The 26,793-nt window shown below is 41.7% G+C and carries 26 protein-coding genes, 1 pseudogene and 2 riboswitches; of the genes and pseudogenes, 15 read left to right on the top strand and 12 right to left on the bottom strand.

The window, feature by feature from the left end; translation table 11 throughout:
• The first annotated feature begins 148 nt into the window (after positions 1-148).
• From BK575_RS19320 to BK575_RS19305, 4 genes are all read left to right on the top strand, one after another.
• Positions 149-1,159 carry an asparaginase gene (locus BK575_RS19320; RefSeq protein ID WP_078412832.1) on the top strand — a complete coding sequence of 337 codons (1,011 nt, stop codon included), beginning with the start codon at positions 149-151 and terminating at the stop codon, positions 1,157-1,159.
• 18 nt (positions 1,160-1,177) lie between these two features.
• The gene (gene aspA, locus BK575_RS19315; protein ID WP_078414874.1) at positions 1,178-2,593 is read left to right on the top strand and encodes an aspartate ammonia-lyase; all 1,416 of its coding nucleotides are present in this window, start codon (positions 1,178-1,180) and stop codon (positions 2,591-2,593) included.
• Between the two features lie 238 nt (positions 2,594-2,831).
• Positions 2,832-4,250: a Na+/H+ antiporter NhaC gene (nhaC, locus tag BK575_RS19310; protein ID WP_078412830.1), complete on the top strand. Its 1,419-nt coding sequence runs from the start codon at positions 2,832-2,834 to the stop codon at positions 4,248-4,250.
• Between the two features lie 139 nt (positions 4,251-4,389).
• On the top strand, positions 4,390-5,733 hold the full coding sequence (locus tag BK575_RS19305; protein WP_078412828.1) for an NAD-dependent malic enzyme: 1,344 nt from the start codon (positions 4,390-4,392) through the stop codon (positions 5,731-5,733).
• Between the two features lie 144 nt (positions 5,734-5,877).
• Here the strand turns inward: BK575_RS19305 and BK575_RS19300 are convergent, their stop codons facing one another.
• The gene (locus BK575_RS19300) at positions 5,878-6,303 is read right to left on the bottom strand and encodes a DMT family transporter (RefSeq protein WP_169907901.1); all 426 of its coding nucleotides are present in this window, start codon (positions 6,301-6,303) and stop codon (positions 5,878-5,880) included.
• Between the two features lie 147 nt (positions 6,304-6,450).
• On the opposite strand from BK575_RS19300, the gene BK575_RS19295 reads away from it, so the two are divergent.
• Both BK575_RS19295 and BK575_RS19290 read left to right on the top strand, forming a co-directional pair.
• Entirely contained in the window at positions 6,451-6,549 is a 99-nt protein-coding gene (locus tag BK575_RS19295) for a YjcZ family sporulation protein (protein WP_078412824.1), read from the top strand.
• A 7-nt stretch (positions 6,550-6,556) separates the two neighbouring features.
• Positions 6,557-6,766 (top strand): hypothetical protein, encoded by a 210-nt coding sequence (locus tag BK575_RS19290; protein WP_078412822.1) that lies wholly within the window; start codon positions 6,557-6,559, stop codon positions 6,764-6,766.
• Between the two features lie 134 nt (positions 6,767-6,900).
• Here the strand turns inward: BK575_RS19290 and BK575_RS19285 are convergent, their stop codons facing one another.
• The 9 genes from BK575_RS19285 to BK575_RS19245 all read right to left on the bottom strand — a co-directional run bounded on the left by BK575_RS19285 (position 6,901) and on the right by BK575_RS19245 (position 13,400).
• The gene (locus BK575_RS19285; RefSeq protein WP_078414873.1) at positions 6,901-7,482 is read right to left on the bottom strand and encodes an LOG family protein; all 582 of its coding nucleotides are present in this window, start codon (positions 7,480-7,482) and stop codon (positions 6,901-6,903) included.
• 159 nt (positions 7,483-7,641) lie between these two features.
• Positions 7,642-8,499, bottom strand: coding sequence for an energy-coupling factor ABC transporter ATP-binding protein (locus BK575_RS19280; protein ID WP_078412820.1), 858 nt, complete (start codon positions 8,497-8,499; stop codon positions 7,642-7,644).
• A complete protein-coding gene (gene cbiQ, locus BK575_RS19275; RefSeq protein ID WP_078412818.1) occupies positions 8,500-9,288 on the bottom strand; it encodes a cobalt ECF transporter T component CbiQ in 789 nt (262 codons plus the stop codon).
• Complete coding sequence (locus BK575_RS19270; protein WP_078412816.1) at positions 9,272-9,589, bottom strand: energy-coupling factor ABC transporter substrate-binding protein; 318 nt, start codon at positions 9,587-9,589, stop codon at positions 9,272-9,274. The genes cbiQ and BK575_RS19270 overlap by 17 nt, the downstream gene beginning before the upstream one ends.
• Position 9,590: 1 nt before the next feature.
• Entirely contained in the window at positions 9,591-10,331 is a 741-nt protein-coding gene (locus BK575_RS19265) for an energy-coupling factor ABC transporter permease (protein ID WP_078414872.1), read from the bottom strand.
• Positions 10,332-10,649: 318 nt separating this feature from the next.
• Positions 10,650-10,848, bottom strand: a riboswitch (cobalamin riboswitch).
• 245 nt (positions 10,849-11,093) lie between these two features.
• Complete coding sequence (locus BK575_RS19260; RefSeq protein WP_078412814.1) at positions 11,094-11,405, bottom strand: AzlD domain-containing protein; 312 nt, start codon at positions 11,403-11,405, stop codon at positions 11,094-11,096.
• Positions 11,402-12,121, bottom strand: coding sequence for an AzlC family ABC transporter permease (locus BK575_RS19255; protein ID WP_078412812.1), 720 nt, complete (start codon positions 12,119-12,121; stop codon positions 11,402-11,404). The genes BK575_RS19260 and BK575_RS19255 overlap by 4 nt, the downstream gene beginning before the upstream one ends.
• A gap of 62 nt (positions 12,122-12,183) precedes the next feature.
• A complete protein-coding gene (locus tag BK575_RS19250) occupies positions 12,184-12,999 on the bottom strand; it encodes a TrmB family transcriptional regulator (RefSeq protein WP_078412811.1) in 816 nt (271 codons plus the stop codon).
• A gap of 185 nt (positions 13,000-13,184) precedes the next feature.
• Complete coding sequence (locus BK575_RS19245; protein WP_078412809.1) at positions 13,185-13,400, bottom strand: hypothetical protein; 216 nt, start codon at positions 13,398-13,400, stop codon at positions 13,185-13,187.
• Between the two features lie 185 nt (positions 13,401-13,585).
• Positions 13,586-13,723, bottom strand: a riboswitch (cyclic di-AMP (ydaO/yuaA leader).
• 166 nt (positions 13,724-13,889) lie between these two features.
• On the opposite strand from BK575_RS19245, the gene BK575_RS19240 reads away from it, so the two are divergent.
• Both BK575_RS19240 and BK575_RS29640 read left to right on the top strand, forming a co-directional pair.
• A complete protein-coding gene (locus BK575_RS19240) occupies positions 13,890-14,180 on the top strand; it encodes a hypothetical protein (RefSeq protein WP_078412808.1) in 291 nt (96 codons plus the stop codon).
• A gap of 187 nt (positions 14,181-14,367) precedes the next feature.
• A pseudogene (locus BK575_RS29640) lies at positions 14,368-14,487 on the top strand (hypothetical protein); the annotation flags it as partial.
• A 194-nt stretch (positions 14,488-14,681) separates the two neighbouring features.
• On the opposite strand, the gene BK575_RS19230 reads toward BK575_RS29640, so the two are convergent.
• Positions 14,682-15,299: a LysE/ArgO family amino acid transporter gene (locus BK575_RS19230; protein ID WP_078412805.1), complete on the bottom strand. Its 618-nt coding sequence runs from the start codon at positions 15,297-15,299 to the stop codon at positions 14,682-14,684.
• A gap of 139 nt (positions 15,300-15,438) precedes the next feature.
• Here BK575_RS19230 and pdxR point away from each other — a divergent pair, with 139 nt between their 5' ends.
• A complete protein-coding gene (pdxR, locus tag BK575_RS19225) occupies positions 15,439-16,884 on the top strand; it encodes a MocR-like pyridoxine biosynthesis transcription factor PdxR (RefSeq protein WP_078412803.1) in 1,446 nt (481 codons plus the stop codon).
• A gap of 252 nt (positions 16,885-17,136) precedes the next feature.
• On the opposite strand, the gene BK575_RS19220 is transcribed toward pdxR, so the two are convergent.
• Positions 17,137-19,161: a penicillin-binding transpeptidase domain-containing protein gene (locus BK575_RS19220; protein WP_078412801.1), complete on the bottom strand. Its 2,025-nt coding sequence runs from the start codon at positions 19,159-19,161 to the stop codon at positions 17,137-17,139.
• Between the two features lie 342 nt (positions 19,162-19,503).
• Between BK575_RS19220 and BK575_RS19215 the strand changes: the two genes are divergently transcribed.
• The 6 genes from BK575_RS19215 (at position 19,504) to BK575_RS19190 (ending at position 26,790) form a co-directional block, all read left to right on the top strand.
• A complete protein-coding gene (locus BK575_RS19215; protein ID WP_078412799.1) occupies positions 19,504-20,583 on the top strand; it encodes a putative 2-aminoethylphosphonate ABC transporter substrate-binding protein in 1,080 nt (359 codons plus the stop codon).
• An 86-nt stretch (positions 20,584-20,669) separates the two neighbouring features.
• Positions 20,670-21,692 carry a putative 2-aminoethylphosphonate ABC transporter ATP-binding protein gene (locus tag BK575_RS19210; protein WP_328589523.1) on the top strand — a complete coding sequence of 341 codons (1,023 nt, stop codon included), beginning with the start codon at positions 20,670-20,672 and terminating at the stop codon, positions 21,690-21,692.
• Position 21,693: 1 nt separating this feature from the next.
• Entirely contained in the window at positions 21,694-23,454 is a 1,761-nt protein-coding gene (locus BK575_RS19205; protein ID WP_078412795.1) for a putative 2-aminoethylphosphonate ABC transporter permease subunit, read from the top strand.
• A 231-nt stretch (positions 23,455-23,685) separates the two neighbouring features.
• Positions 23,686-24,468 carry a phosphonoacetaldehyde hydrolase gene (gene phnX / locus BK575_RS19200; protein ID WP_078412793.1) on the top strand — a complete coding sequence of 261 codons (783 nt, stop codon included), beginning with the start codon at positions 23,686-23,688 and terminating at the stop codon, positions 24,466-24,468.
• A 19-nt stretch (positions 24,469-24,487) separates the two neighbouring features.
• The gene (gene phnW, locus BK575_RS19195; protein ID WP_407984355.1) at positions 24,488-25,603 is read left to right on the top strand and encodes a 2-aminoethylphosphonate--pyruvate transaminase; all 1,116 of its coding nucleotides are present in this window, start codon (positions 24,488-24,490) and stop codon (positions 25,601-25,603) included.
• The gene (locus tag BK575_RS19190) at positions 25,600-26,790 is read left to right on the top strand and encodes a saccharopine dehydrogenase family protein (protein WP_078412791.1); all 1,191 of its coding nucleotides are present in this window, start codon (positions 25,600-25,602) and stop codon (positions 26,788-26,790) included. The genes phnW and BK575_RS19190 overlap by 4 nt, the downstream gene beginning before the upstream one ends.
• Positions 26,791-26,793 lie beyond the last annotated feature (3 nt).

The raw sequence follows: 26,793 nt of genomic DNA, 5'->3' as shown, positions 1-26,793 counted from the left end.
TTTACTTGATTTCTCAATATATCATTACTATAATTACTTTGAGTGTACGCGAAAAGCGTATTATAGATGAATTCTTCTTAATTTTTAAACAATTATACTTATTGTCACTTTAGGATGAGGACAAGCTATTTTTAAAGGAGGGGAAGATATGAAAAAGTTATTATTGTTAACGACTGGCGGAACGATTGTTTCAGTACAAGGGGAAAATGGGCTGGTTCCTGGAGCAAAGACGGAAGAGCTTTTAAGTCATTTATCAGGATTAAATCAAAGCTACGAGATTGATCATATAGCTTTGATGAACATTGACAGCACGAATATGCAACCGGAATATTGGGTGAAAATGGCAGAAGCCATCTATGAAAATTACAATGACTATGACGGGTTTGTGATCACTCATGGAACAGATACGATGGCCTACACTTCAGCAGCTCTCTCTTATATGCTGCAAGATGTGGACAAGCCAATTATTGTGACAGGCTCTCAAATTCCAATCTCATACACGAAAACGGATGCAAGAAAAAATGTATCCGATGCCATTCGTTTTGCTTGCGAAGGCGTAGGGGGAGTATATGTTGTGTTTGATGGCAGGGTCATTCAAGGAACAAGAGCTATTAAGCTAAGAACAAAAAGCTATGATGCGTTCGAAAGTATTAACTACCCATATATTGCCTTTATCAAGGAAACTGCAATTGAGTATACTAATGAAATCCATGTACCAAAACAGAAGGAAGTCAAACTGAACACCGCTCTTTGCACAGATGTGTTTCTAATGAAGCTACACCCGGGGATCAAACCGGAAATATTTGATGCTTTAAAGAACGTATATAAAGGCATTGTTATAGAAAGCTATGGAAGCGGCGGGATTCCGTTTCAAGGAAGAGACATTTTGGCTAAATTGAATGAAATGACAGAATGCGGAATTTCAGTCGTTATTACGACACAATGCTTAGAAGAAGGCGAAGATATTAGTATTTATGAAGTAGGACGAAAAGTGGACCAAAGCGTCATCATTCGTTCCAGAAATATGAACACAGAAGCCATCGTCCCTAAATTAATGTGGGTGTTGGGTCAGACACAGAACCCTCAAGACGTCAAAACAATGATGGAAACACCAATTGCAGATGATATAACATTTTATAGCTATGAGGAAAGCAGGTAGAACATAGTGGAAAATACAATGGCATACCGACTTGAAAAGGATTTTCTTGGAGAAAAGGAAATCCCGGCAGATGTGTATTACGGAGTCCAAACTTTAAGGGCTGTAGAGAATTTTCCTATAACAGGATACAGAGTCCATGGAGAAATGATTAAAGCTTTGGCAATGGTTAAAAAGGCGGCCGCACTTGCCAATATGGATGTTAAGCGTCTGTATGAAGGATTAGGTGAGGCAATTGTTCAGGCAGCAGATGAAGTGATTGAAGGAAAATGGCACGAGTACTTTATCGTTGATCCCATCCAAGGCGGCGCGGGTACTTCAATGAACATGAATGCAAACGAAGTTATTGCCAATCGTGCGCTCGAGTTGCTTGGTCATAACAAAGGTGACTATGGCAAGCTAAGTCCAAACAGCCATGTGAACATGTCGCAATCAACAAACGATGTATTCCCGACAGCCATTCATATTTCTACACTTAATCTGTTAGAGAAGCTGTTAGATACGATGCAATATATGCTGGATACTTTTAAGCAAAAAGCACAGCAGTTTGACCATGTCATTAAGATGGGGCGCACTCATCTTCAGGATGCGGTACCCATTCGCCTCGGACAAGAGTTTGAAGCTTACAGCCGTGCCGTAGAACGGGATATGAAGCGCATTGGTCAAACACGCGAACATTTATATGAAATCAACATGGGTGCAACGGCAGTGGGAACAGGGTTAAATGCCGACCCTCGCTATATTCAAAATGTTGTTGCGCATCTTGCGGACATTAGCGGATTGCCGCTTGTGGGAGCTGATCATCTTGTGGATGCCACACAAAATACGGATGCCTATACGGAAGTATCAGCGGCATTGAAAGTGTGTATGATTAACATGTCAAAAATCGCGAATGACCTGCGTTTAATGGCATCAGGCCCTCGTGCAGGACTTGGAGAAATCGCATTGCCAGCGCGTCAACCTGGTTCTTCCATTATGCCTGGAAAGGTCAATCCTGTCATGCCGGAGCTCATTAATCAAGTGGCATTCCAAGTAATCGGGAACGATCATACGATTTGCCTGGCGTCAGAAGCAGGCCAGCTTGAGTTAAATGTAATGGAGCCCGTACTTGTCTTTAACTTACTTCAATCCATCAGCATTATGAATAATGCTTTCCGCAGCTTTACAGAGTATTGTTTGGCAGGCATTGAAGCGAATGAAGACAGGCTTAAAGAATACGTCGAAAAAAGCGTAGGCATCATTACGGCGGTTAATCCGCATCTCGGGTATGAGGTCGTGTCACGTATTGCACGCGAAGCCATCTTAAAAGGTAAATCGGTACGTGAGCTTTGTCTCCAGTATGACGTGTTGACAGAGGAAGAGCTTGACTTAATTTTAAATCCATATGAAATGACAAACCCTGGTATTGCCGGGAGTGCTCTTTTTGATCGCAAATAAATGGGAAGTCAAGTTTGGATTTTGAGGAGTGGTGAAAAGCCTATCAAGACGTAAAGCATTGATAGGCTCACAGATGCATACGAACGATTATGTTGCCCAATAAAAAAGAGTAGCTTGAGTGTTTGCAACAGGGTTGGATAAGGGAATTTTTTACAGGATTATAAGGGGAGAAATATAGTCTGTTTTTTACCAAATATTTGAAAGCGTTTTAGTTTGTTTATTTCAAGGGGGAATTGGGTTGAAAAATGTACGCTTGCCGTCCATGTTAGAAATTGTTTGCGTTCTCGGTTTGTTTTTGGCAATTGTCTTTTCGTTCACGGCGTTTTTTAACTTGCCGATACAACTTGCTTTGTTTATTTCGTGGTTTCTTGTTATATTGCTTGGAGTAAGGTTGGGGTATGGTTATCCAGATCTGCAAGAGATGATCACGAAGGGGATTTCAAAAGGCCTTGAGGCCATATTAATTCTAATCGCGGTTGGTGCTCTTATTGGGACATGGATTGCCGGCGGTGTTGTGCCAACACTTATTTATTATGGTTTGGAATTTATACATCCAAGCATTTTCTTGCTTGCAACACTTGCTATCTGCTCTATTACATCTGTGGCAACTGGTACGTCATGGGGAACAGTTGGGACAGCGGGAATTGCGATGATGGCAATCGGGGAAGGTCTTGGACTTCCACTTCCGCTTGTGGCGGGAGCCGTTCTTTCTGGTGCTTATTTTGGAGATAAACTATCACCATTATCTGATAGTACCGTGCTTGCAGCGTCCATGTCGAAAGTCGATGTAATTGCGCATGTACGCGCTATGTTGTATTTATCTCTTCCTGCATTTATTATTACCGGAATTCTTTTCACCATCGCAGGATTTGTGTACGGCGGAAAAAATGTCGATTTGGACAAGGTCGATTTTCTAAAGTCTTCATTACTTGACATGTTTGATATTCAAATTTGGATGCTGGTGCCTGCTGTGTTTGTTATTGTTCTACTTGCGTTGAAAAAGCCTTCCATGCCGACGATTACCGCTGGTGCCCTCCTTGGTGCTATTTGGGCTTCTTTGTTCCAGGGGATGAGTTTTGTTGATGCCATTGGTACTGCTTACGTTGGCTTTTCTGCTGATACGGGTATCGATTTTATGGACAAGCTCTTGAATCGCGGAGGAGTTGAAGGAATGCTCGGATCTGTCATGGTCATTATTTTCGGTCTGGGATTTGGCGGTCTACTAGAGCAGCTAGGCGTATTAAAAGTGATTGTTTCCAAGTTTCAGCATAAACTGACATCCGCAGGAAACGTAACCTTTTCCACGCTGATTGTGGCATTTTTAGCAAACGTATTTGGCTGCGCCATGTATGTATCATTAATTTTAACGCCTAAAATTATGGAAGAAAGCTATGACAAATTGCGAATTGACCGAAGAGTGCTGTCTCGGAATTCAGAGGTCGGCGGTACGATGACTTCGGGGATGGTACCATGGTCCGACAACGGTATTTTTATGGCAGGAATTCTAGGTGTATCTACATTATCTTATTTACCATTTATGTGGCTAAGTTTTGTTTCTCTTGGTATTGCTTTAATTTACGGATATACAGGAAAATGCATTTGGTATACAGGGGAAGTTAAAACGGAGCAACAAGCGCTGCATAAGCATGCTAATTAATTGAACACTGCATCATCAATGAAAATACAATGGACTTTCTTTATTCTTTTAATGGTTGATTTTAAATAATCAATATTTTGGAGCGGAGGAATTCCTTCGCTCTAATCCTGTATTTAAATGTATTCGGAGGTATTTAGCTATGATTAATAAAAACATCATTCGCACTTTACTTGTGCAAACCCCGTCCACTCCCGGAAATCTTGGAAAGGTAGCGACGGCAATCGGTCTTGCCGGGGGAGATATCGGAGAGATTGAAACTGTACATGTAGGGGCCAATTATACGAAGCGCAACATTACAGTACAAGTGGAGAATGAAGCAAAGCTCGAAGTATTATTGGACGCCATTCGCGAACTTGGAGGGGGCATTCTTCTACATACAGTTTCAGATGATGTTCTTCGTGCGCATGAAGGCGGCAAAATTCAGATGAAAAGCAAGATGCCGATTCAAACTCTTGCTGATTTGAGACGTGTCTACACGCCAGGTGTGGCAAACGTTTGCCGCGTGATTGAGAAGGAGCCGGAGAAAGCGAAAATTTATACGAACATCAGCAATACGGTTGCCATCGTCACGGACGGAACAGCGATTTTAGGACTCGGAGACATTGGCCCGGTTGCGGGAATGCCTGTAATGGAGGGGAAAGCTGCCCTTTTCGATCAGTTAGCCGGCATCAATGGCATTCCCATTCTTTTAGATACGAAAGATCCGGATAAAATCGTCCAGACAGTGAAGCATATTTCGCCTGGCTTTGGCGGGATCCTGTTAGAAGATATTGGTTCACCGCATTGTTTTGAAGTAGAAGAGCGATTGAAGAGGGATTTAGACATTCCGGTTATGCATGATGATCAGCACGGTACGGCTGTGGTTACCCTCGCCGCGGCGATTTCAGCTTGTAAAAGTGCTGGTGTAGATTTAGAAAAAGCGACAGTGGGACAAATTGGTCTTGGGGCAGCCGGCTTGGCAATCTGCCGTATGTTCATGGCCTTTGGCGTAAAGAATGTTTTCGGAGCGGACAAGTCTCCGGAAGCGAAAGAAAGATTGAAGGGCTATGGAGGAAATCCGGTTGAAAGCCTTGAAGAGTTGATGGAACAATCGGATATTGTCATCGCTACTACCGGTGTTCCAGGACTTATTAAAAAAGAGTGGGTGCGTCAAGGGCAAATTATTCTCGCTTTATCTAATCCGAAACCGGAAATTGAGCCGGAAGAGGCATTAGAAGCAGGAGCTGCTTATGCAGCGGACGGCCGCTCCGTGAACAATGTTCTTGGTTTTCCTGGCATTTTCCGCGGTGTGCTGAATGCCGGAGCTCGTGACATTACCCATGAAATGCTGGTTGCTGCAGCAGAAGCCATCGCGGCGGAAACAAAACCGGGTGATTTGGTTCCGCATCCGCTGGATCCAAAAGTCCATGAAATGGTAGCCGATGCGGTGGAAAGGGCAGCTTTTGCGTCCGATAAGAGCCCACAAGAAGTGCTGGGAAGGTAGTCTGCTGGACAGTAAAGCTTGTAAGGATGAATAAATGGGAAAAATACAAATATCAGCTGTAATTGTCAATCATTACTGTCTAACAAAGCTAAAATGAAAATGGAGTGAAGGTTTGCAGGCTCCTTCACCCCATGTCTGAAAGAATCACCCTGCTTTTTCAGGAGACATACCTGAAGAAGCAGGGTCTTTTTTGGGCATTGAAAATAATACAGCTGTCACAATAATCAAGAAGCTTCCGATGATTTGATAAAGCCCGAATGGCTCAAGCAGCCATGTTACAGAGACAATTGCTGCTATTAGCGGTTCAACGCTTGATAAAATACTAACTTCTGTTGGGCTTAAAAATTTCAGGCTTTCCACGAATAGGAAAAACGGTACACATGCCCAGAAAAGAGTAAGAAGGACAACGAGAATCAGCAAAAAGGAATCCCATTCCAGCATTTTCTCATAACTTTTCCATGAAGGTTGAATGAAGAACAGTAAAGCCCCGGCATCCAGTATTCCCCAGCCGCTGACAACAGAAGATTTCAAGCCTTTCAGACGAGAAGAGTAATCATATGTATTATACAATTTTTTGATAGGCAGTTAACTCAGTTATTTTCTATTTTTCCCCCTTTTGTTTCAAAAGTCCAAACCATTCTTTTGTGAATTCATATCATAAGAGCAAAGGGACAAATCATCAGTTCCTTTCCATTTTTAAAAGGGGAGTTGATATGAATGTCAGGAGGAAATAATAGCAGTTTTGCGTTAATCGTCGTATTGTTTATTTTATTAATCATCATCGGAGCAAGTGCTTTAGGCGGATACGGTTACTAATTAAAGAATGACCAAGAAATACAAAAAGGATATGTGCGGAGTATTTTTAATTCAATACTTTGTTCACTATCATTGGCTGCAACATTTGGTTGCAGCTGTATCTTTACTGACATTCATGGTGAGTGCGATAAAAGCCAAATCCTTTCCGCGATCGCTTGGAATCCTGATGCTGGGAACAGGAGTGACCCTTGAATTCAATAAAGATACAGGTTTGTAAGGCATCAGTCAAGGAATTTTATTGATTCTTTCACTTTATTTGCTAAATAAAAACTTTGTGCCGCCAGTATGTTTTGATATTCCACCAGAGCATACTGGCGGCATTTTTTGTACGTAAATAGCTATTGCCCCCCATTACGACTCCAGCTCGCTCCATTTGTTCACATTCGAGACAGGTGTATAGTTGCTTAATTTCTCCAATAAAGCGGCAGGATCGCTTTCACAAATGAGCAGCGGTGCATGGGAAGGGTGGATGAATCCGGCCTTTACCCCATTATTGACCATTTGCATGATTGGATCATAATAGCCGTCCACGTTCAGCAGGCCAATTGGCTTCCGATGAATGCCAATTGCTCCCCAGCTCACGACTTCGAACACTTCCTCCAATGTTCCGAATCCGCCTGGAAGAGCGATGAAGGCATCTGACAGTTCGCCCATTTTCCCCTTTCGCTCATGCATATCCATCACTTCATGAAGTTCGGTCAATTCGGTATGGACGATTTCACCGCGAAACAATCCCTTTGGCATGACGCCGATCGCGCATCCGCCATGCTGTAACACGGTGTTGGCCACACGTCCCATCAATCCCATTTTGGAGCCTCCGTACACTAAATCATAGCCGCCTTTTACAAGCTCGTTCCCGAGTGCTTCCGCCATTTGCGCAAATTCAGGGCTTACTCCAGGATTTGATCCTGCAAATACACATATTCGTTTGATCATCTTTGTATCCCCCTTATCTCTTCTCCTAAACGAATGGTATGATTTCATTTTACCGCATTCCGTTAATAATTAGGCTTTGGATGAACATGTTCTAAAAGACTTTTTTGAACGAATAAAGCAAAAATGTTAAAAATCCACATCGTTCTTTAACATAACTTAATAATTAGAGAAAACTTTCATGTTACCTCTAATTTTTTGAAATAACTCATCTTTCGTTTGCGGTATGGTACTGCTTGACGACAGAAGATTTTCTTGTATGAGAAATTGAAAGGTTTCCAAGACCCACGGTTTATCTAAATGGGCTTTCTTGATGAACTCATCTTGCTCAAAAACGGTGACAGGGTTTCCTTGACATAGTATTTCGCCGTCATGCATCACGATAATTTCATCAGCCCACCCGTAAGCGAGATTCACATCATGGGTAGATAAAATAATGGTTTTTTCCTGTTTTTGTATGTGGTCTAATACGTTCATGATTTGTTTAGAAAAATAAGAATCGAGTCCTGCTGTCGGTTCATCAAGAATAATAACTTCGGGGTCCATTGCTAATACCCCTGCAATAGCGACCCGTTTTTTTTGGCCCAAGCTTAGAAAATGAGTGGGTTTATCTTTAAATGTTGCCGTTTCTGTCTGTTCCATGGCCCATTCCACTTTACGTAGAACCTCTTCCTTTGATAATCCTAAATTTTGCGGACCAAATGAAATATCCTGGAGGACATTGGCTGAAAATAATTGAGAGTCTGGATCTTGAAAAACGATTCCCACCTGCTTGCGCAGTGAAAGCAGCGATTTTCGGTCATATGCCAATTCTTTTCCTTTAAAGCGAATAGTTCCGCTTGTTGGCTGCAAGATCCCGTTTAAGTGTAAAAATAACGTAGATTTTCCAGCGCCATTATTGCCTAACAAGGCTATTTTCTTTCCTTGTTTAATGGTAAGAGAGAGGTTTTTTAAAGCGATGGAACCATCGGCATAACAATGCGATAAGTGTTTAATGTCAAAAAGACTGGGCTGCATCTACAAACTTCCTCCAAACTGTATATATATGATGATCATTCCTGTAAATATTCCTGTAATGACGAACCAATTGACAGGCGAGAAGCGGTAAGATTGATCGAAAAACAAAATGTCATCTTCATAACATCTGGAATTCATGGCAATCGATAATTGCGCAGTGCGTTGAAACACTTTTAAAAATAGCATAGAAATCAGTAATCCAAGAGATTTTATTCCTTGTCGAATGGTTATATACCCGAGCCGGGAAGACTGTGCTTGATAAATGTTCACTGATTCTTCCAGGAATACGAAAATGAATCGGTATGTTAAGGAGATCAACTCGATCAATAATGACGGCAGTTTTAGTTTTCGCAATACATCAAGAATGGCTGTTAAAGGTGTTGTTAACGTTAAAAAGTATAAACAGCTTATGCTGCTTAGCACTACGAAGACAAGATTTACAGCTTGGTTTAGACTTTCTTTGCTTATATAAATCTGCCAATTGCCTATATGCGCAGACCAAATAACATTCGGAATGACAGCAGGTCTGTCGGTGAAAGAAATCAGGACGGTGACGATTCCAGAAAGTAGAAAAAAACCAGGCAATACAAGCAATTTCATATAGTATGAAATTGGAATTCTTGCTATTAAAACAATAAAAGCACTCATCACTATGAACGTGATGAGTGATACTAAGGAGTCTTTGGCAAGTAAAACGAACAACAGCAAGCAAAGAGATAGTGTCATCTTTTCCGCTGGATGAACGTTTTGCAGCCTATTGAAATAAGCGTATTTATCGATCAGCAGCATGGGACTGGGACACCTTTTTATTTTTTTCTTCAACCTGCTGATTCTTTCCTCTCATGAAGCCAATAAAATATCCGATAAATCCGGCGCCGATTGCTGCTTGCAAAGCAAATAACAAGCTTTCAATTTCCCCGCTCGGAGGCTCCCAAAGAGCCTGAAACCACGGCTGATAGTCAGGGGCAATTTCCCCGATTGCTTCTTCCGCTTGCCCATCAGCTCCCCCAAACTCCGCTCCTTTCTGGATGAAGAGAGGAACAATGGCAAGGATGATGACAATGAAAAGTAGTATCATATTCTTCTTCATATCAACGCCCCTCCTTAGCTAAGACACGCAGCAGTTTTAATTCTTTTATATTATATTTTGTTAACATATTCATAATAATGACTGTTAATAATCCTTCACTAATGGCCAAAGGAATTTGTGTAAAGGCAAAAATGCCGGAGAATTTAGCAAAAGAAGCCATTATGCCGCCAGTTTCAGCAGGGAAGGCTAAAGCCAGCTGGAAAGATGTCACCACATAAGTGCCCAAATCACCTAAAGCAGCGGCTAAAAAAACGGCAACAGAGAAGGACAGCCCCACTTTGGTTGCGCCTTTATAAACAAGATAAGCAATGATAGGGCCGGCAACCGCCATTGAAAAAGCGTTTGCTCCTAAAGTGGTTAATCCCCCGTGAGCAAGCAATAGTGATTGAAAAAGGAGAACGATAAATCCAACAACGCTCATTGCAGTCGGGCCGAAAAGAACGGTCCCTAACCCAACGCCGGTAGGGTGTGAACAACTTCCGGTAACAGAAGGGATTTTCAGTGCAGATAATACAAAAGCAAATGCCCCGGATAGACCGAGCATCATTTTTAATTCGGGGTGTTCTTTCACTTTCTTTTTGATCGAGCGCAGTCCTATGATTAAAGAGGGCAAGGTAATCCCCCACCAAAATAAGGCCCATTCAATCGGTAAAAAACCTTCCATGATATGCATGGCGAATGCTTGTTTAGGGATATAGAGCAATAGAACTGCAAAATAAATGATGATGAAGATTTTTTTCATTTTTATTCCTTTCATGTCGTTTCCTCCTTAAATGATATAATCTATGAAAATGGCTGCTTGTTCATGCTTCATTTGCCGTTCTATCACCTCCGAATGTATTCCCAACGCGAATGACAATGCTTTATTTGTAAGTCAGCCTTTTTGGGTAGGACGTTTCCTGCAATCATACAGCGGCTTCCATCACCAAAAAATAAAAAGCACTTCTCTCCGAAAGAAAGAAGTGCTTGACTTAACCGTAGTAAGTAACCAGATGAAGGGTTTGCTGTCCCATTTATCTGCCTGATTAGTGCAAACACTTTCCCATCCGCGTGGGTCAAAACAGTGTTATTCTTTATGGCAGGTCTCCTGGCTTTGGATCATCGTCTTATCGTATCCTTCCCATCATTAAGACAGTGGATTAACTATGGCGATAAGACTCTTCATTACAGTGGCGGGACCGCATCGGAGTTGCACCGATTTCCCTTTTAAGCTAAATGGTCGAATCAACACATTTGGCACCATAAAGTCCGGTATGTAGTTTTTATATACCAGAATATTCTAACATGAAGATGTCATCCAATCTATAAAAATGTGTAAAACATTTCTCAGCGTTCTTTTCCTTTTGATGTTCTATCCTTTAAAGCAAGAGTTGAAGAGTTTATCAAGAATACGGATGGCAATCCTTCAATATTTCCCGCGAAAAGGAGATTGAGGCATTAAAACGGATGAAAGAGTAGAAAGAGCCCGAAACCGGCGAAAAAGCATGCGGTTTTCGGGCTTTCTTTATCCAATCATTCCGCTTTTTACGATAACGACAACAAACAGGCTCAATCCAAAGCTGATAAAGACATTTTTGCTGAACTTCATCATCAATAAGCAAACCGCGCTGGCAAATAGGTATAGCGGTTCAAGTACGAGTGAGCCGTCTTTTAAAAATAATGACTCAAAAATGAGAGCGGCAAAGATGCCGAGAGGAATGAATGAGAGCCCGTTTTTTAAACGCTCTGAGAATAAATGGTCGGGAAGGCGCAAAAAGGCCCGCCTTGAGAAGTAAGTAACGACTGCCATACCGAGATAGAGAAGGAACATGTTCATGCTGTCACCTCTTTTCTTTGTTCAGACGTCGTTTCTTTTGCTGTTTCGTTATTGAAAAAATAACCGATAACAAAAGCGATGACCCCTGCCGCTAGAAGGTGCAGCCCGTAAGGCAACACAAATGCCAGCAATACAGCGGCAGTCCCGCATAATACAAACACCATTATTCGCAAAAGGGATGTAAATTGAAAATAGACCAATGAAAGAAACAGGGCGGTGAAGCTGAATCCTAATCCCAATTTTCCTGGGTCCGGAATGAGGCTTTGCGTTAATGTTCCAAGCCATGTGCCGCCTACCCATGTTGCGTACAATGTCAGGCTGACTGCGATAATATACGATTTTGTTGGACGGTGATGGCGAAAATGATTCATAGTAATGGCATATTGCTCATCAATTAGGAAAAAAGCCATTATGGCAGAAAACTTCTTCGAAAAAGGTTGATAGTATGGGGACATGGAGAGTCCCATCAATAAATGGCGCGAGTTGACAAAAAAGGTAACGAGTATAATCGTCCACATTCCTGTCTGGTCTGTTAAAAGGGATAAGGCGGTGAATTGGGCTGAACCGGCGAACACGATGAGCGACATGCCGACGCTTTCCAAGATGGATAATCCGGTTTGCACGGCAAGCATTCCAAAAATTCCACCAAACAAAATAAAGCTGAATGCAATCGGAAGTGCATCAAGGAAGCCTCTTTTCCAGTCATTTTGTTTCATGTTTCTCTTCTCCTTTAGACGTTATTGATTTAACTACTATGAAAGTAAGCAAAAAAAATTATTTATTGATTAAACTGCTTTCCTGTTACAACTCGATATAAATCAGGGCGGCTGCGCCAAAGAGTGTCGAGCTTTTCCGCTCCAAATTCTCTCGTGATTTCCTCAATCATGATGTCGTGGCGGATATATTCCGTTGCGACAAGGACCAAAGCCGGGTTCTTCGTTTTGACCGCCCACGGCATCGCATCATCAGTAAAGTTCGCAATGACCACTTCTTCTCCGTCACGTGCTGCAATCGTTAAGTGGCCGCCAATACGTTCTTGGACGACTTCAGGGGGCATATAGTTGTGATGGAACGTATGGCCGAGCGTTTCGTTTGCTGCCCCAAATACAATGGAAAAAACGGGAATTCCCCGGTTGACGGCCTGTTCTGTCGAGCTCTTTAAAAGAGATACTTGAGGCTCCCAAACAGACAGCCAAAGCTCTTTTTTTGCTTCTTTCATGATGTGGATCATCTCTTGCAGGACTTGATCGTGTCCATCGATATGGACGATGACATCGATGTCAGGCTTGCATTCTAATGACTGCAAAGTTGTTTCTAAATAATGGACGGTTTCTGAGAAGCTTTTTTGCATTCTCGCCAGCATATCTTTCGCCGGAACAGGGGCGTATTTGACCGGATCGGACGGTACGATGTATGTTGCGCCTTTATCAATCAGCTTGCCCAGTACTTCATAAATCATCGAACGGGGTACACCGGAACGTTTGCTGACTTCGTATCCTGTAATGGGAGAATGCTGAAGCAATGTCACGTATGCTTTACTTTCGTATTGAGAAAAGCCTAATTTTTGCAGGTAGGGATATAGTTCTTCGCTCATGATGGTCTCCTTTAGTAGTAGTTAGTTTCATTACCACTAATATTAAATTCAGAAAATTCTAATGTCAATCCTTTCCCTATATATTTAAGAAGAAAATTTGGCCAAATAAAAACCTGGAGAGCATGTGCTTCTCCAGGTTTTTATTTTAAGTCGGCTAAATAATACATTAACTCTTAACGTAAGGGTTATTCTCCTCGTCGCTTCCCGATTTCTTGGATTAAAATATGGTTTTCGATGGCACTTTTTGACATGTTTTTATATTGAAAAGGTTGCAGTTCGACAGAGTTCTTTTCTTGACTCTCATCAGATATGACGATATAGTCGCAAATAATTTTTTCAACTTGTTTATTAGACAAGGATTGATGAGAAAAGTGAATGTCAGTTAAAAGTACTTTCAACATGGTTATTCTCCTTTTTAAATGAACTTCTTGATGTTTCCGCTATTAATAAGCTGTTTTGGTTCCACACTTACTGGCTTCTTTTTCGTCACATCTGATTAACTTAATTAGGATAAAAAAAGACCATACAAAAGAGAAACTCTTTTTATGGTCTAGTTTACAGAAAAACAGAATTATTCACCAAAAGTCGTTTCTCCCAAAACGCTTACGAGGTTAGCTGTCGGATTAGGACTCTAGGAATAGCCCTTCCTTTTTCAAGGATTCACCCCATTCATAAAACGAGTGGTTCCCCCGCTCTTCATAAAAAGACTCAGCGATTTAAGACTTTATAATATTTTTGCTACTTATGATATATTAAGGCGATAATAAAGGTTTGTAAATAAGAAATAGTTGAATTCATAAAAAAAATTCTTAAAAGATATTTTAGAAAATTGATCACGTATGTTTCTCTTTTTTTATATGGGGTATACACACAACAAGAGGTGATCAAAAGTGAAGGAACAAACAGTGGAACGTCTTCCGCTTTTATTTTCCCTTTTGGGGCAACTGTTGGAAGAAAGAAATGCAGATGATGAAAAACTTTTAAAGATGACGGAATTATGTCATTTGCTGAAAGAGGATGTACAACTAGGTGAACGGACAACCCAGGTCGTGGCAGATATCGGCGAATTGGGACAAGAAGCGCTCGAACTAGAAGCAAACGAGCAGGAAGCGTTTATCCAAGCAAATGAAGAGCACTTAACCGAGTATTATGCTCACCTCAAACAAGTGATAGAACAATAAGAAAAATAAAAGAAAAGAGGAGGAATTTCTTATGAGACAAGCTATGCGATTAAAACCGATGATTTTAGCGGGGGCAGGTGCTTCAGCATTTTTATGGCTTTCCTCAAAAGAAAACAGGGTAAAGGCCAAGGATATGTTCAATCATTGGAAACAGAAATGGACAGGTTCGAAAACTGCGAGTAAGTTTGAATCTTTCCCATTAGAGAAGGCAGGCCATCCTGATCCTTATGATATCGAAGATAATAAAATGGTCAGTGAAGGCGCAATGTATGCCGTTCAATATTATAATGAGGAAAAAGAGAAGTGATCATCATCAATTAACGAAGAGGGCGGCTCAAAAGATATGCTTTTCATATCTTTTGAGCCGCCCTCTTGATAGGAACCGGCATGAAAATCCAGTGAAATCGAGGATTCAGTAAAAAATTATTTTTGTGGTCTGTTTAAAACTTATGAAACAGCCACTTGATGAAGAAGGGTGTTTACTTTACATACGCAAGCAGCTTAAGCTTGAACGAACGTAATTACCATGTAGATGGCTACTCCCCACATGAATAAGGCCGACACTTTGTTCAGGACATAAAGCATTTTCCCCGATTGATCAAGTCTGCTTGTCATTTTTCCCGCGAAGGCTAAGCTAAAAAACCAAAGCCAAGAAACAACAATGCAGGAAGCCGTGAAGACAACTTTTTCGATACCGCTGTATTGAAGAGAGCTCGTTCCAATCACTCCTACTGTATCCAAAATTGCATGCGGATTGAGCAAGGAAACGGATAGGGCAAATACGATTTGCTTTTTGGCGGAAAGCGGAGAAAACTCCTCATTTTTGGCAGGGCTTGGAGTGTTTTTCCATGAAACCCATCCCATATACAGCAAAAAGATGATACCAAAAATAAGCAGCATCGCTTTCAGCCAGGCGAACTGCAGCACAATGACCGAAACCCCTGTAATCGCAAGCAAAATCAAAGTTGTATCACATAAACAAGCGGTGAGGATAACTGGCAAGGCGTTGTAATAATGCTTTTGAAGGGCCCCTTGATTGAATACAAATACGTTTTGAACCCCGAGAGGCAGAATGAGGCCAAGGGCCAATAAAAAACCATGTGTAAGGGCAAGAATCATATTTTCACTCCTAAATCGGATAACTTCAATGAAAAGTATAGGCGATTCACTCTTACATGTCCTCAACCAATTGGTTTGTTTTTAACCCAACCAAGTTTTACAATAAAGAGCAATAAGACATTGGGAGGATACGATACAGATGGATTGGAGACCGGATCGCGGCTTAAAGGTGCCTTTATACTTGCAAATTAAACAGCATATCCAAATGAAAATAGAAAATGGGGAATGGACGGCCGGAACGAAAATTCCGACACAGAGGCAGCTTGCTCATATGTTTCACGTGAATCGAAGCACCATCATTTTAGCCTTAGAAGAACTGATAGCTGACGGTTTGATTGAAGGAAAGGCTGGTAAAGGAACGAGAGTCATCAACAACTCTTGGTCTTTAATGGGCAGCCAGGCTCCTCCAGACTGGAACAAATATGTAAAGTCTGGAATGTTTGTCCCGAATGCGCCTATTATTCAAGACATTAATCAAACGGAGTTTGTTCCTGAAATCATTAGGCTTGGAACAGGTGAGTTAGCTCTGGATTTGTTTCCGAAAGAAAAAATGAAGGCCATTTTAAATCGTCTCGCTATGAATGTTGAATCGATGGGATATGAAGAGCCTAAAGGATCCTTATTTCTTCGCAAGCAGTTAGCGGATCATCTGCATTCTAAAGGAATCGAGACATCATCTTCGAGCATTTTAATCACTTCTGGTTCCTTACAGGCTTTACAGCTTATTTCAATCGGAATTTTGCATCCTGGTTCTATTGTTCTGCATGAAGCACCATCTTATTTGCGTTCGCTTCAATTATTTCAATCTGCAGGTATGCGGTTAAAGGGGGTTCCGCTTGATGGAGATGGGATAGAAGTGAAAACGTTAAAAGAACGTCATTCTATCAACAAGTCTACCATTTTATACACGATTCCCACTTTTCATAATCCAACAGGGACGACCATGCCTGAAAAGAGGCGCTTGGAGCTGATGGAATTTGCCGAAAAAAAACAGCTTCCAATCATTGAAGACGATGCATACGGTGAATTATGGTTCGATTCTCCTCCGCCTAAACCATTAAAAGGTATGGATAAAGGCGGCCTTGTTCTATATTTAGGGAGTTTTTCTAAATCGTTAAGTCCTGGTTTAAGAATCGGCTGGGTAGTCGGTCCCGAGTCTGTCATTAACCGATTGGCCGATATAAAAATGCAAATCGATTACGGATCGAGTTCCCTTTCCCAAATGGCAGCGGCAGAATGGCTTGCCAGCGGTCTTTATGATGAGTATCTTCATTTTATAAGAAGCGAATTAAGAAAAAGGAGAAGACTAGCTTTGCAAGTCCTTGATGCATATATGTCAAAAATTGCGGAATGGACGATTCCTTCAGGCGGGTTTTATATTTGGATACGCATTCTTCCAGAAATTTCAATGCAAAAGTTATTCGAATGTGCCAAAAAAGCAGGAGTTTTGATTAACCCGGGAAGTCTATACGATCCATCTGCAAATCAATTCATTAGGCTTTCCTATTCCTATGCAAAGGAAGGGGAGCTGGAAGAGGGGATTGTAAGGCTGTCAAAATTGATTAACACATTGCAAAAAGGGTAGTTCATAATACGAAAACTAGAGAGTTCTTTTTTGTAAAAATGATCATTAAAAGCAGACTAAGGTCATCTTTACAAAGGGGATTTTTAGAAAACGATAAAACCGATATGAAGATGTAAAATAGCCCAAACTAAAAAGGCAAGACGCTGCTTACATAGCAGTGCCTTGCTTTCTGAATGGCTACAATTGAATTCTTTCGTACAAGGAAATTCTTGAAGAAGGAGGTAAATAGCTCTCTAAAAAATCACATCAAATTTAAGGCGTGTTCTGATGCTGTTCGAACACTTGTCTTACCTTGGGTACGACATAATGGCTGCCGCCGCGATTTTCCACGTGGTCGATCATCATCGCAATAAGGAGGTTTGGGTTGTTGGTATCAACAGCTACAAACCACCCTTTTTCTTCTCCCTTTTCTCCTTGTGTCTGTTTCAGTTCAGATGTCCCTGTTTTACCGGCAAGGCGCATTCCTGTAATTTTGGCCTCATGGGCTGTTCCGTTCGGATCTTCGATGATACCGATTAAACCGTTCTGAACAATTTGAGCTGTTTGTGGTGTCATCGCTTGTTTCTTCCAAATCTCACGTTCTGTATTTTCCTCTTTTATCAATCTTGGAGCGACGATATCTCCTTCATTGACAATGGATGAATATACGAGTGCTAAATGAAGGGGGTTCATTTGAATTTCGCCTTGACCGTAAGCGGAATTGGCCAATAAGATTTCAGATTCGATTTGGCCGCTATTGGAGATTTGGGATTTGGCAAATGGATAGTCAAGAGGAATACCTTCCCCAAATCCGAATGTTTGAACGCCTTTTTGAAATTTATCAATCCCAAGTTCAACGGCCGTTCTGGCGAAATAAATATTATCAGACGTTACAAGAGCATTATGCAGATTTACAGTAGGCAAACTTCCGACACGGTTGACGTAAAAACCGCCCCAGCTACTGTCTTTTTGCCACTTACCGCTAATTGGAATGGAAGTTTCCGGGGTGACGACATGATTGTCTAAAATAAGCCCTGCAGTGATCAGTTTAAAGGTTGAACCAGGTGAAAAGGTTTTCGTAAAACGGTTTAACAGCGGCTGATTTGGATTGTTCGCCAATGATTGGTATGTATTCGTATCGATGCCGAATGAAAAATCGTTTGGGTTAAAAGACGGTGAACTGACCAATCCAAGAACGTCTCCGTTTGCCGGATGGATCGCTGCTGCTGTACCGACCTCATTTTGGAGCTGTTCATAAAGGATGCGCTGTGTAAGGCTGTCGATTGTAAGCTGCATGTCTTGTCCATTGACGGCTTCTTTTTTTGCGATTTCTTTAACCGTGTTTCCTTCCGAGTCGCTAATATAAATAACGGCTCCGTCACGGGCCCTTAAGTCAGATTCGTATAAGCCTTCCAGTCCGATATGGCCAATGACCGATTGTGCGGTATACCCCCCATCTTTATGTTTATCCAATAAATCAGCAGTAATCGGGGCTACGTAACCGACTAAATGGGCACATGCTTCTTGGCATGGATACACGCGGGCGGGAATGTCGCTTACCTGAACCCCGGGGTATTGCAGTGCAGATTTGATGATCGTTTCATCACGAAGGCTGACCGTTTTGACCGGTACGAGCAAATCTTCTTTAACCCATGAGGCCCCGAGTTTTTTTTCGATGGTTTGGACAGATATATTCAGCAACTTGCTCAGCTTTTGCTTCGTATCGGCTGCTTTTTCGCCGAGTTTTCCGGGGACAATACCGATTTGCGCTGCAGTCCCGTTTTGGGCAAGAAAGTTTCCTCTGCGGTCCAAAATTTCTCCGCGGACCCCTTTTAATATGCTCACTTTTACTTTGTCATCTTCTTTTAAATCGGGAAAGACCATGCCGTGATTCCACTCGATAAACCAGTTTTTCTTATCTTGTTGTTTTTCTTTCACCCATGTTACTTCTTGTGTAAAATCAACTGGCCCAGCCATTGTCTCCATTTTTAAATCAAACGACAGCGGAAGCATTCCGTCTTTTTCTTTCAAGTCTTCTTTCAGCTTCAAAACATCAACCTTAAGATTTTTTACCTCAATTCCTTCATAAATCTTTTTATATCGTTCCGTAAATTCTTTTTTTGATATGTCTTTTTTAGCTTGTGCGGACAAATACTCATACATGGCGGAAAAATCTTGTTTGTTCCATAGATTCGCATATTCATTGAAACGTTCCTGTGCTTTTTCTTCATTTGAGCACCCTGATAGTGCTGTCAGCAAAAAGAGAGCGAATAACATCCACTTCCACGTTTTTTTCATATCCTCTTTCCTTTCTCACGATTGGTATAATATTCCTCATTCTCTATCATTGTAAGAAAGAGATAGTTGGAAAGCAAAGGTTTTATAACTTAAGAGAAGACTAGACCGAAGAGAACGAGACTGTCATAAAATGGACTATTTCTAATGTTTTAAGAAGGAACAGGACTTTGTGTTCGGGCAGTTCGATGTGGAAAATATAAAAACAATTAAATCCACAAAAAAGCAATGAAAACAAACTCTTAACATCACGTTAAAATTACTTTACATGAAATTAATATCTCCTTAATAATGTGGATTTATATTGAATTTGTAAATATCTTTTCTCGAAAAGGGGTAAAAACCATGAAAAACCACATTAAAAAGTCATTGCTTGTTTTATCAAGTGTTGCAGTATTAGCGGCTTGCGGCCAAGAGTCCAGCAACGAGGCAACTGCCAAAAATGGTGATTCTACTAAACTATCAGGAGAATTAACGGTTTACACAGCGATTGAAGAAGAGTTGATTCCAAAATATTTGGAAACATTTGAAGAAAAATATCCGGATGTAGATTTGAACATTGTACGTGATTCTACAGGAGTGATTACAGCGAAGCTATTGGCTGAAGGAAAAAACACAGAAGCAGATGTAGTATGGGGCACGGCGGCATCAAGTTTATTAGCATTAGAGAGTAAAGATATGATTGAAGGATATACACCGGAAGGCAGCGATAAAATACTGGCTCCATACAAAGACAGCGAGCAGCCTGAAAAATGGACAGGGAATACTGCTTTTATGACAGGAATTGTGATTAATAAAGAGGAGTTGAGAAAGCTGGGTCTGGACGTTCCGAAAACATACGAAGATCTATTAAAACCTGAATACAAAGGCCTTATCGTGATGCCTCATCCGGCTTCATCAGGAACAGGGTTTTTAACGGTATCAGCTTGGCTGCAAATGATGAACGAAGAAAAAGGCTGGGATTTCATGACGAAACTTCATGAAAATATTGGTACATATACTCACTCCGGTTCAAAACCGGCGAAATTAGCAGCGGCTGGTGAGTACCCAATCGGTATCTCACTAGTGTATAGCGGAGTGCAGCAAAAACAAGAAGGCGCACCGGTCGAAGTGGTATTGCCGGAAGAAGGGCTTGGCTGGGAAGTGGAAGCAAACGCTTTGATCAAAAAGGAGGACCATGAAAGCGACGAGCTGGCAAAAGCATTCTTGGATTGGGCCTTAACAGATGAAGTGATGAAGAAGTATTACGATGCGAACGGCTTTTCCACAATGGAAAATAATTTCGAAAAACCTGAAGGATTCCCTGAAGGTGTCGGAGAGAAAATGTACAAAGATAATGACTTGAAATGGGCCGCGGAAAATCGCGATTCCATCCTTGAAAAATGGGAACAAAACTACGGAAGTAAAGCAGAACCGAAAGAATAAATCTAAAGCCGATGGGGCGTAAAAGGTCTCTCCCCTCGGCCTGCCTCATCTTTTATTTTTATATCATTCCAAAAGGGGTTTTTACATTGAATAACAGCTATTTAACAATTGACGGAATTCATAAGGAGTTTGGTTCATTTACGGCGCTAAACGGCGTTTCCATCAATATTAAGAAAAATGAGTTTGTCTGCCTTCTCGGGCCGAGCGGCTGCGGGAAAACGACTCTTTTGCGCATTATTGCAGGACTCGAAGCACCGACGGCAGGAAGCATTATCATCAATGGAAAAGATATGACTAATATGCCCCCGGCCAAGCGAAATTTCGGCATCGTGTTTCAGTCATACGCCTTATTTCCGAATTTGACGGCTTTACAAAACATTGAATATGGATTGAAAGCGAGAAAAACGCCTAAAAAAGAAGTGAAGGAAAGAACGTTGGAAGCACTGGCTCTTGTTGATTTACTGCATGTAAAAGATAAATATCCTGCGCAGTTGTCAGGCGGTCAGCAGCAGCGGGTTGCGTTAGCGAGAGCCATTGCGTTATCACCTGATTTTTTGCTGCTTGATGAGCCGTTGTCGGCCCTTGATGCGAAAGTAAGAGAAAAACTGCGAAAGGAAATCCGTTCAATTCAGGAAAAGCTGAAAATTACCACCATCATGGTGACACATGACCAAGATGAAGCATTGACGATGGCAGACAAGATCGTCGTCATGAACAATGCGGAAGTGATGCAAATCGGGGCGCCGCAAGAGGTGTATCATAACCCGGCGAATCCGTTTGTCGCTGATTTTATCGGGTCGATCAACTTCTGGAAAGAAAATAAGAAGAGTTCAAATGGGGATAAAATGTTTGCCATCCGTCCAGAGCATATTCGCATTTCGGAGAAAGAGGGCATGCTTGCAGAAGTAGTAGATGTGGAATTCCGTGGTCCTTTTTACCGTTTGCAATTTAAAGTAAAAGATCCATCCTCACACCTTTATGAGCAAATCATTAAAGTGGATGTTTCCACGCATGAGGTGAACCACTTGCAGCTGAACAAAGGGATGGATATCCATATCACGCTGCCGGCAGAACGAACTCTTTCCTATAAAGAACAGGTGGTCAGTTAACATGGAAATCGTCAGTAAAATCAATAAGATTCAAAAAATGTCCAAAAGAGCAAGCGATTATGCGGGAAAAGAAGAATGCCTTCAGCGCGGGCTCATCATTTTCATGGTTTTATCGTTCTTGGCTGTTTTGATCTTGCCATTAGCTACGTTATTTGCGAAGGCCTTTCAAAATGAAGACGGGGCATTTATCGGTTTCGATAATTTCGTACAGTATTTTGACACATCGTCGTTAATGCAGTCATTCCAAAATACGCTGTTCGTCGCTTCGATGACAACCGCCATTTCCGTGACACTCGCTTTTGCGTACGCGTATTGCCTCGTGAGAACGAATATAAAAGGAAAAATCTTTTTTCGATATACGGCACTGCTCCCTTTATTTGCGCCGACGATGATGCATGGAATTGCCCTTATGTATTTGTTTGGAAATCAGGGTCTTATTACGAAAGGATTTTTCGGAGTTGTACCGGGAGTTGAAATTGATTTATATGGCCCTGTCGGCATCATTATTGCTGAAGTTGTCTATACGTTTCCACAGGCATTTTTAATCATGCTTGTAGCATTAAATGGTTCAGATAATCGCTTGTACGAAGCAGCTAACACATTGGGGGTTGGCAAAGCAAAACAATTTATGACCATTACCCTTTCCAGCGTAAAATACGGTTTGATCAGCTCGGTGTTCGTCGTATTCTCTCTTAGCTTCACCGATTACGGAGCACCGAAAGTAGTTGGAGGTCAATATAACGTTTTGGCAACCGATGTGTACAAACAAGTAATCGGCCAGCAAAAAATGGAGATGGGAGCAACGGTCGGCTTGATTTTAATGTTGCCTGCATTCATCGCGTTTATCGTCGATCAAATGACGCAGCGAAAACAGGTAAGCCATATTTCATCCAAATCCGTACCTTATCAAGTCCGCACAAACCGTAACCGGGATACGTTATCATTCGTGTTTTGTTCCATCATTTCCGCTTGCATGCTCATCTTGTTTGCGGCAGTCGTGCTGGCGGCGAGTGTGAAAGTGTGGCCGTATGATATGAGCTTTACATTGAAACATTTCGAGTTGAAAAGCTATACGGGAGACGGGATGACAGCGTATAAAAATAGTTTAATAGCGGCTGCTTTAACAGCGGTATTCGGAACAATTGCAACGTTTGTATACGCATATGCCATTGGAAAAATCAGGCTTATGGCAGGCGTGAGGAAGCTGGGTCACTTATTATCGATTATTCCGCTTGCAGTACCGGGATTGGTCATTGGCTTAAGTTATGTTTTCTTTTTCAGCCAGCCGGAAATTAGTGTGTTCGGCTGGGAGATTTCTAATCCGTTCAACGCTTTATACGGAACGATTGCGCTCATCGTAATCGCTAATATTCTTCATTTTTACTCTGTTGCGTATGTCACGGCGACGACGGCATTAAAGAAGCTGGACCGCGAGTTTGAGCTTGTATCAGAATCAATGGGCGTTCCGTTTTATAAAACGTTTTTTAAAATTACGTTACCGATGTGCTTACCGGCTGTATTGGAGATGGCCATGTACTTTTTTGTTAACGCGATGGTGACCGTATCAGCCGTCATTTTTCTTTACACAGCCGATTTTAAATTGGCAGCCGTTTCGATCGTGAACATGGATGATGCCGGCAACTTAGCATCGGCAGCTGCGATGAGTGTATTAATAATCCTTACAAATATTGTGGTTAGAGTGTTATATGAAATGGCAACGAAGATGATTCGCCAAAAAAATATGAAATGGCAAACTAAATAGATCGAGCTAGAACATTCGACATGACCAAAGAACGGCCATGCCGAATGTTCTAGCCCTAAGCGGCTGACGTCCCCCTTGCGGGGTTGGCGCCATCCGCTTAGGTGAACCTTTGAGGGGCTATTCGAGTTGTCTGGATGACCGATTATGAAAGTCTCTCGATGTGATGAAGATGTGTCGAGTTATTAAGTGGAATGTATATAAAGAAAACAGATAAAGAAAGGAAAGAAGAAAATGAGAAAAATAGATGCAGTTGTGTTTGATTGGGCAGGAACGATGATTGATTATGGATGTTTTGCACCGCTTGAAGCATTTTTGGAGATTTTCCGTAAACGTGGTGTCAACATTACGGTGGATGAAGCGCGAGAACCGATGGGAATGTTGAAAATCGAACATATTCGTACACTTTGTGAGATGCCTCGTATTCGACAGGAATGGATGAATGTACATGGAGCAGAGCCTGCCGAAGAAGATGTGGTGAACATGAACAATGACTTCGAATCCATTTTATTCGGTATTTTACCTGATTTTACAACGCCGATTCCTGGTGCTGTTGAACTTGCAGCACGCTTAAGAGAAAGAGGCATTAAAGTAGGTTCGACTACGGGCTACACGAAAGAAATGATGGAGATTATCATTCCGAAAGCAAAGGAAAAAGGCTACTCACCAGATTGCTATTTCACGGCAGATGATGTGAAAGCAGGACGCCCATATCCATGGATGTGCTACCGCAACGCGATGGAGCTTGATGTTTATCCGATGAACCGCATGCTAAAAGTCGGCGATACGGTAACGGACATGAAAGAAGGGAAAAATGCCGGCATGTGGACGGTGGGCGTCATTTTAGGAAGCAGCGAACTTGCTCTTTCTGAAGAAGAAGTGCAGCAAATGGATGAAACAGTATTAACGCAAAAAATGGAAATTGTGCGCCAACGCCTAATGGAGGCGGGGGCAGACTTTGTCATCGACCGCATTTCTGATCTTGATCAAGTGATTCATCAAATAGAAGAGAAATAGATTGATAAGGAGAATCATCATGAAAAATCCATACTTGCTTTTAACACCAGGTCCATTATCTACAACCCATTCCGTACGTCAGGCGATGCTGCGTGACTGGTGCACATGGGATGATGAATACAATCAACTTGTCCAGGAAATACGCAACCGTCTTGTGAAATTGGCGACAAAACAGAAAGATTTATATACCACAGTCTTGATGCAGGGAAGCGGGAGTTTTTCCGTAGAAGCGACGATCGGGACCGCCATCCCGAGACAAGGGGCGAAACTGCTTATCGCAGTTAATGGTGCCTATGGCCAGCGAATTAGTGAAATGAGTGAAACTTTAGGGATCGAAACAATCGTTGTTTCCGCAGATGAGCGTGAGCCCATTCAGCCTGAGGTGATTGAGCGCAGTCTTCAGGAAGATGAAGCTATTACTCATGTGGCTATCGTTCACTGTGAAACGACAACCGGCATGCTTAACCCGATCGAAGACGTATGCCGTATCGCCAAGCAGTACGATAAAGTGACGATTGTTGACGCGATGAGCAGCTTCGGTGGTATTCCAATGGATGTTCATGAGCTGCAAATCGATTTTCTCATCAGCAGTGCGAATAAATGCATTCAGGGCGTACCGGGTTTTGGTTTTGTCATTGCCAAACGCGATGAGCTCGCTAAATGTAAAGGACATGCCCGTTCACTTTCACTGGATTTATATGATCAGCACGAAACGATGGAACAGCATAAGGGGAAGTGGAGATTCACATCTCCGACACATGTTGTAAGAGCGTTTTATCAGGCACTGCTGGAGCTTGAGGCAGAAGGTGGTATTGAGGCACGCTTTCACCGATACGAACAAAATCAAAAGCGATTGGTTGACGGAATGGAAGAGATGGGTTTTCAAGCCCTTCTAGATCAAAATCAACAGTCACCAATCATTACATCATTTCTTTATCCGGATGATTCGACATTTACGTTCCAAGACTTTTATCAATCTCTTAAAAAATACGGTTTTGTCATTTATCCCGGTAAAATTTCTCAAGTCGATACGTTCCGGATCGGAAATATAGGTGAAGTGTATATAGAAGATATTGAAAGATTGTTGCAAGCTATTAAATTAACCATTCAATTAAAAGGAGAAACAACGGTATGAAAGTATTTTGTTTAGGCGGAGCAGGAAAAATTTGTCGTGAGGCGATTTTGGATTTAGTTCAATATTCAAGTTTCGAACGAATTACGGTAGCTGATTTTAACGAAGAGGAAGGAAGAAAAGTCGTCGAATGGCTTAATGATCCGCGCGTCGATTTTGTGCAAGTCAATGTGTTCAATCATGAAGAAACGGTAGAAAAAATGCGCGGTTATGACATCGTCATGGATGGAACAACTATTACGTTGAACGGGCTATCAACTGCATGCATTGCAGCAGCGGGATGCCATGGCATAAATTTAAATGGATTCGGTGAAGAAGATCGTTCCCATGATGTATTTGTTCAAAATGGAAAGACATGCTTGCCAGGCTTTGGGATGACACCCGGATTGACTCAAATGATGGCCATGCATGCAGCCAATCAATTGGATACGGTACAGTCGGTGCGGGTAAGCCATGGTTCTTTCCGACCAATCGCCTTTTCAAAATCAATTACGGAAACGACCACATATGAATATGATCCACAGTTGCCGACGCGCGTTATATATGAAAACGGGGAGTTCATTCAAGTGCCGCCGTTTGCCCGCCCGAGAGAGATTCAGCTGCCGGAGCCTTACGGAAAAACGGTTCAATACATCATTCCCCACTCTGAAACGAAGACATTAGCAAAGGTATTAAAGGATAAAAATGTAAATCTCATCGAAGTTCGCGGGACTTGGCCGAAAGAAAACATGGAGCTTGTGAAAGCACTATATAATTACGGTTTTTTACAAAATAAAAAAATTCGAATGAACGGCCAGGAGCTGGGGATTTTAGATTGCATCAGTGAGTATTTATATCAATCTGAAAAAGGCAATAAAACAGAATTATACGGCTATGCGCTTCATGTAGAAGTAACAGGCATGAAAGGCGGAAAATATTATCAATATACGTTAACACATACACATCCTGCTTCTGACGGTACAATTGAAGGATGGGAAGGCTTACGTGCTTATACGCGAAATGTTGGAATTCCAATGGCAATTGCTGCAGAGCTGATTGCAAAAGGAATTGTTGAAAAGAAAGGTGTCATCATTCCGGAAGAGGCATTTCTTGAGCCGGGTATTATTTTTAAAGAATTAGAAAAACGTGGTATATTTGTACATGAAGAAGTGAAAGAAATCGAATCTGCAGATTATGCCATTCTGGCTTAATAT

The sequence above is a fragment of the Priestia abyssalis genome (genome assembly GCF_002019595.1).
Taxonomy (GTDB): domain Bacteria; phylum Bacillota; class Bacilli; order Bacillales; family Bacillaceae_H; genus Bacillus_BA; species Bacillus_BA abyssalis.
The sequence above is the reverse complement of the archived record's forward strand: the minus strand, read 5'-3'. Positions and strand labels throughout refer to the sequence as shown.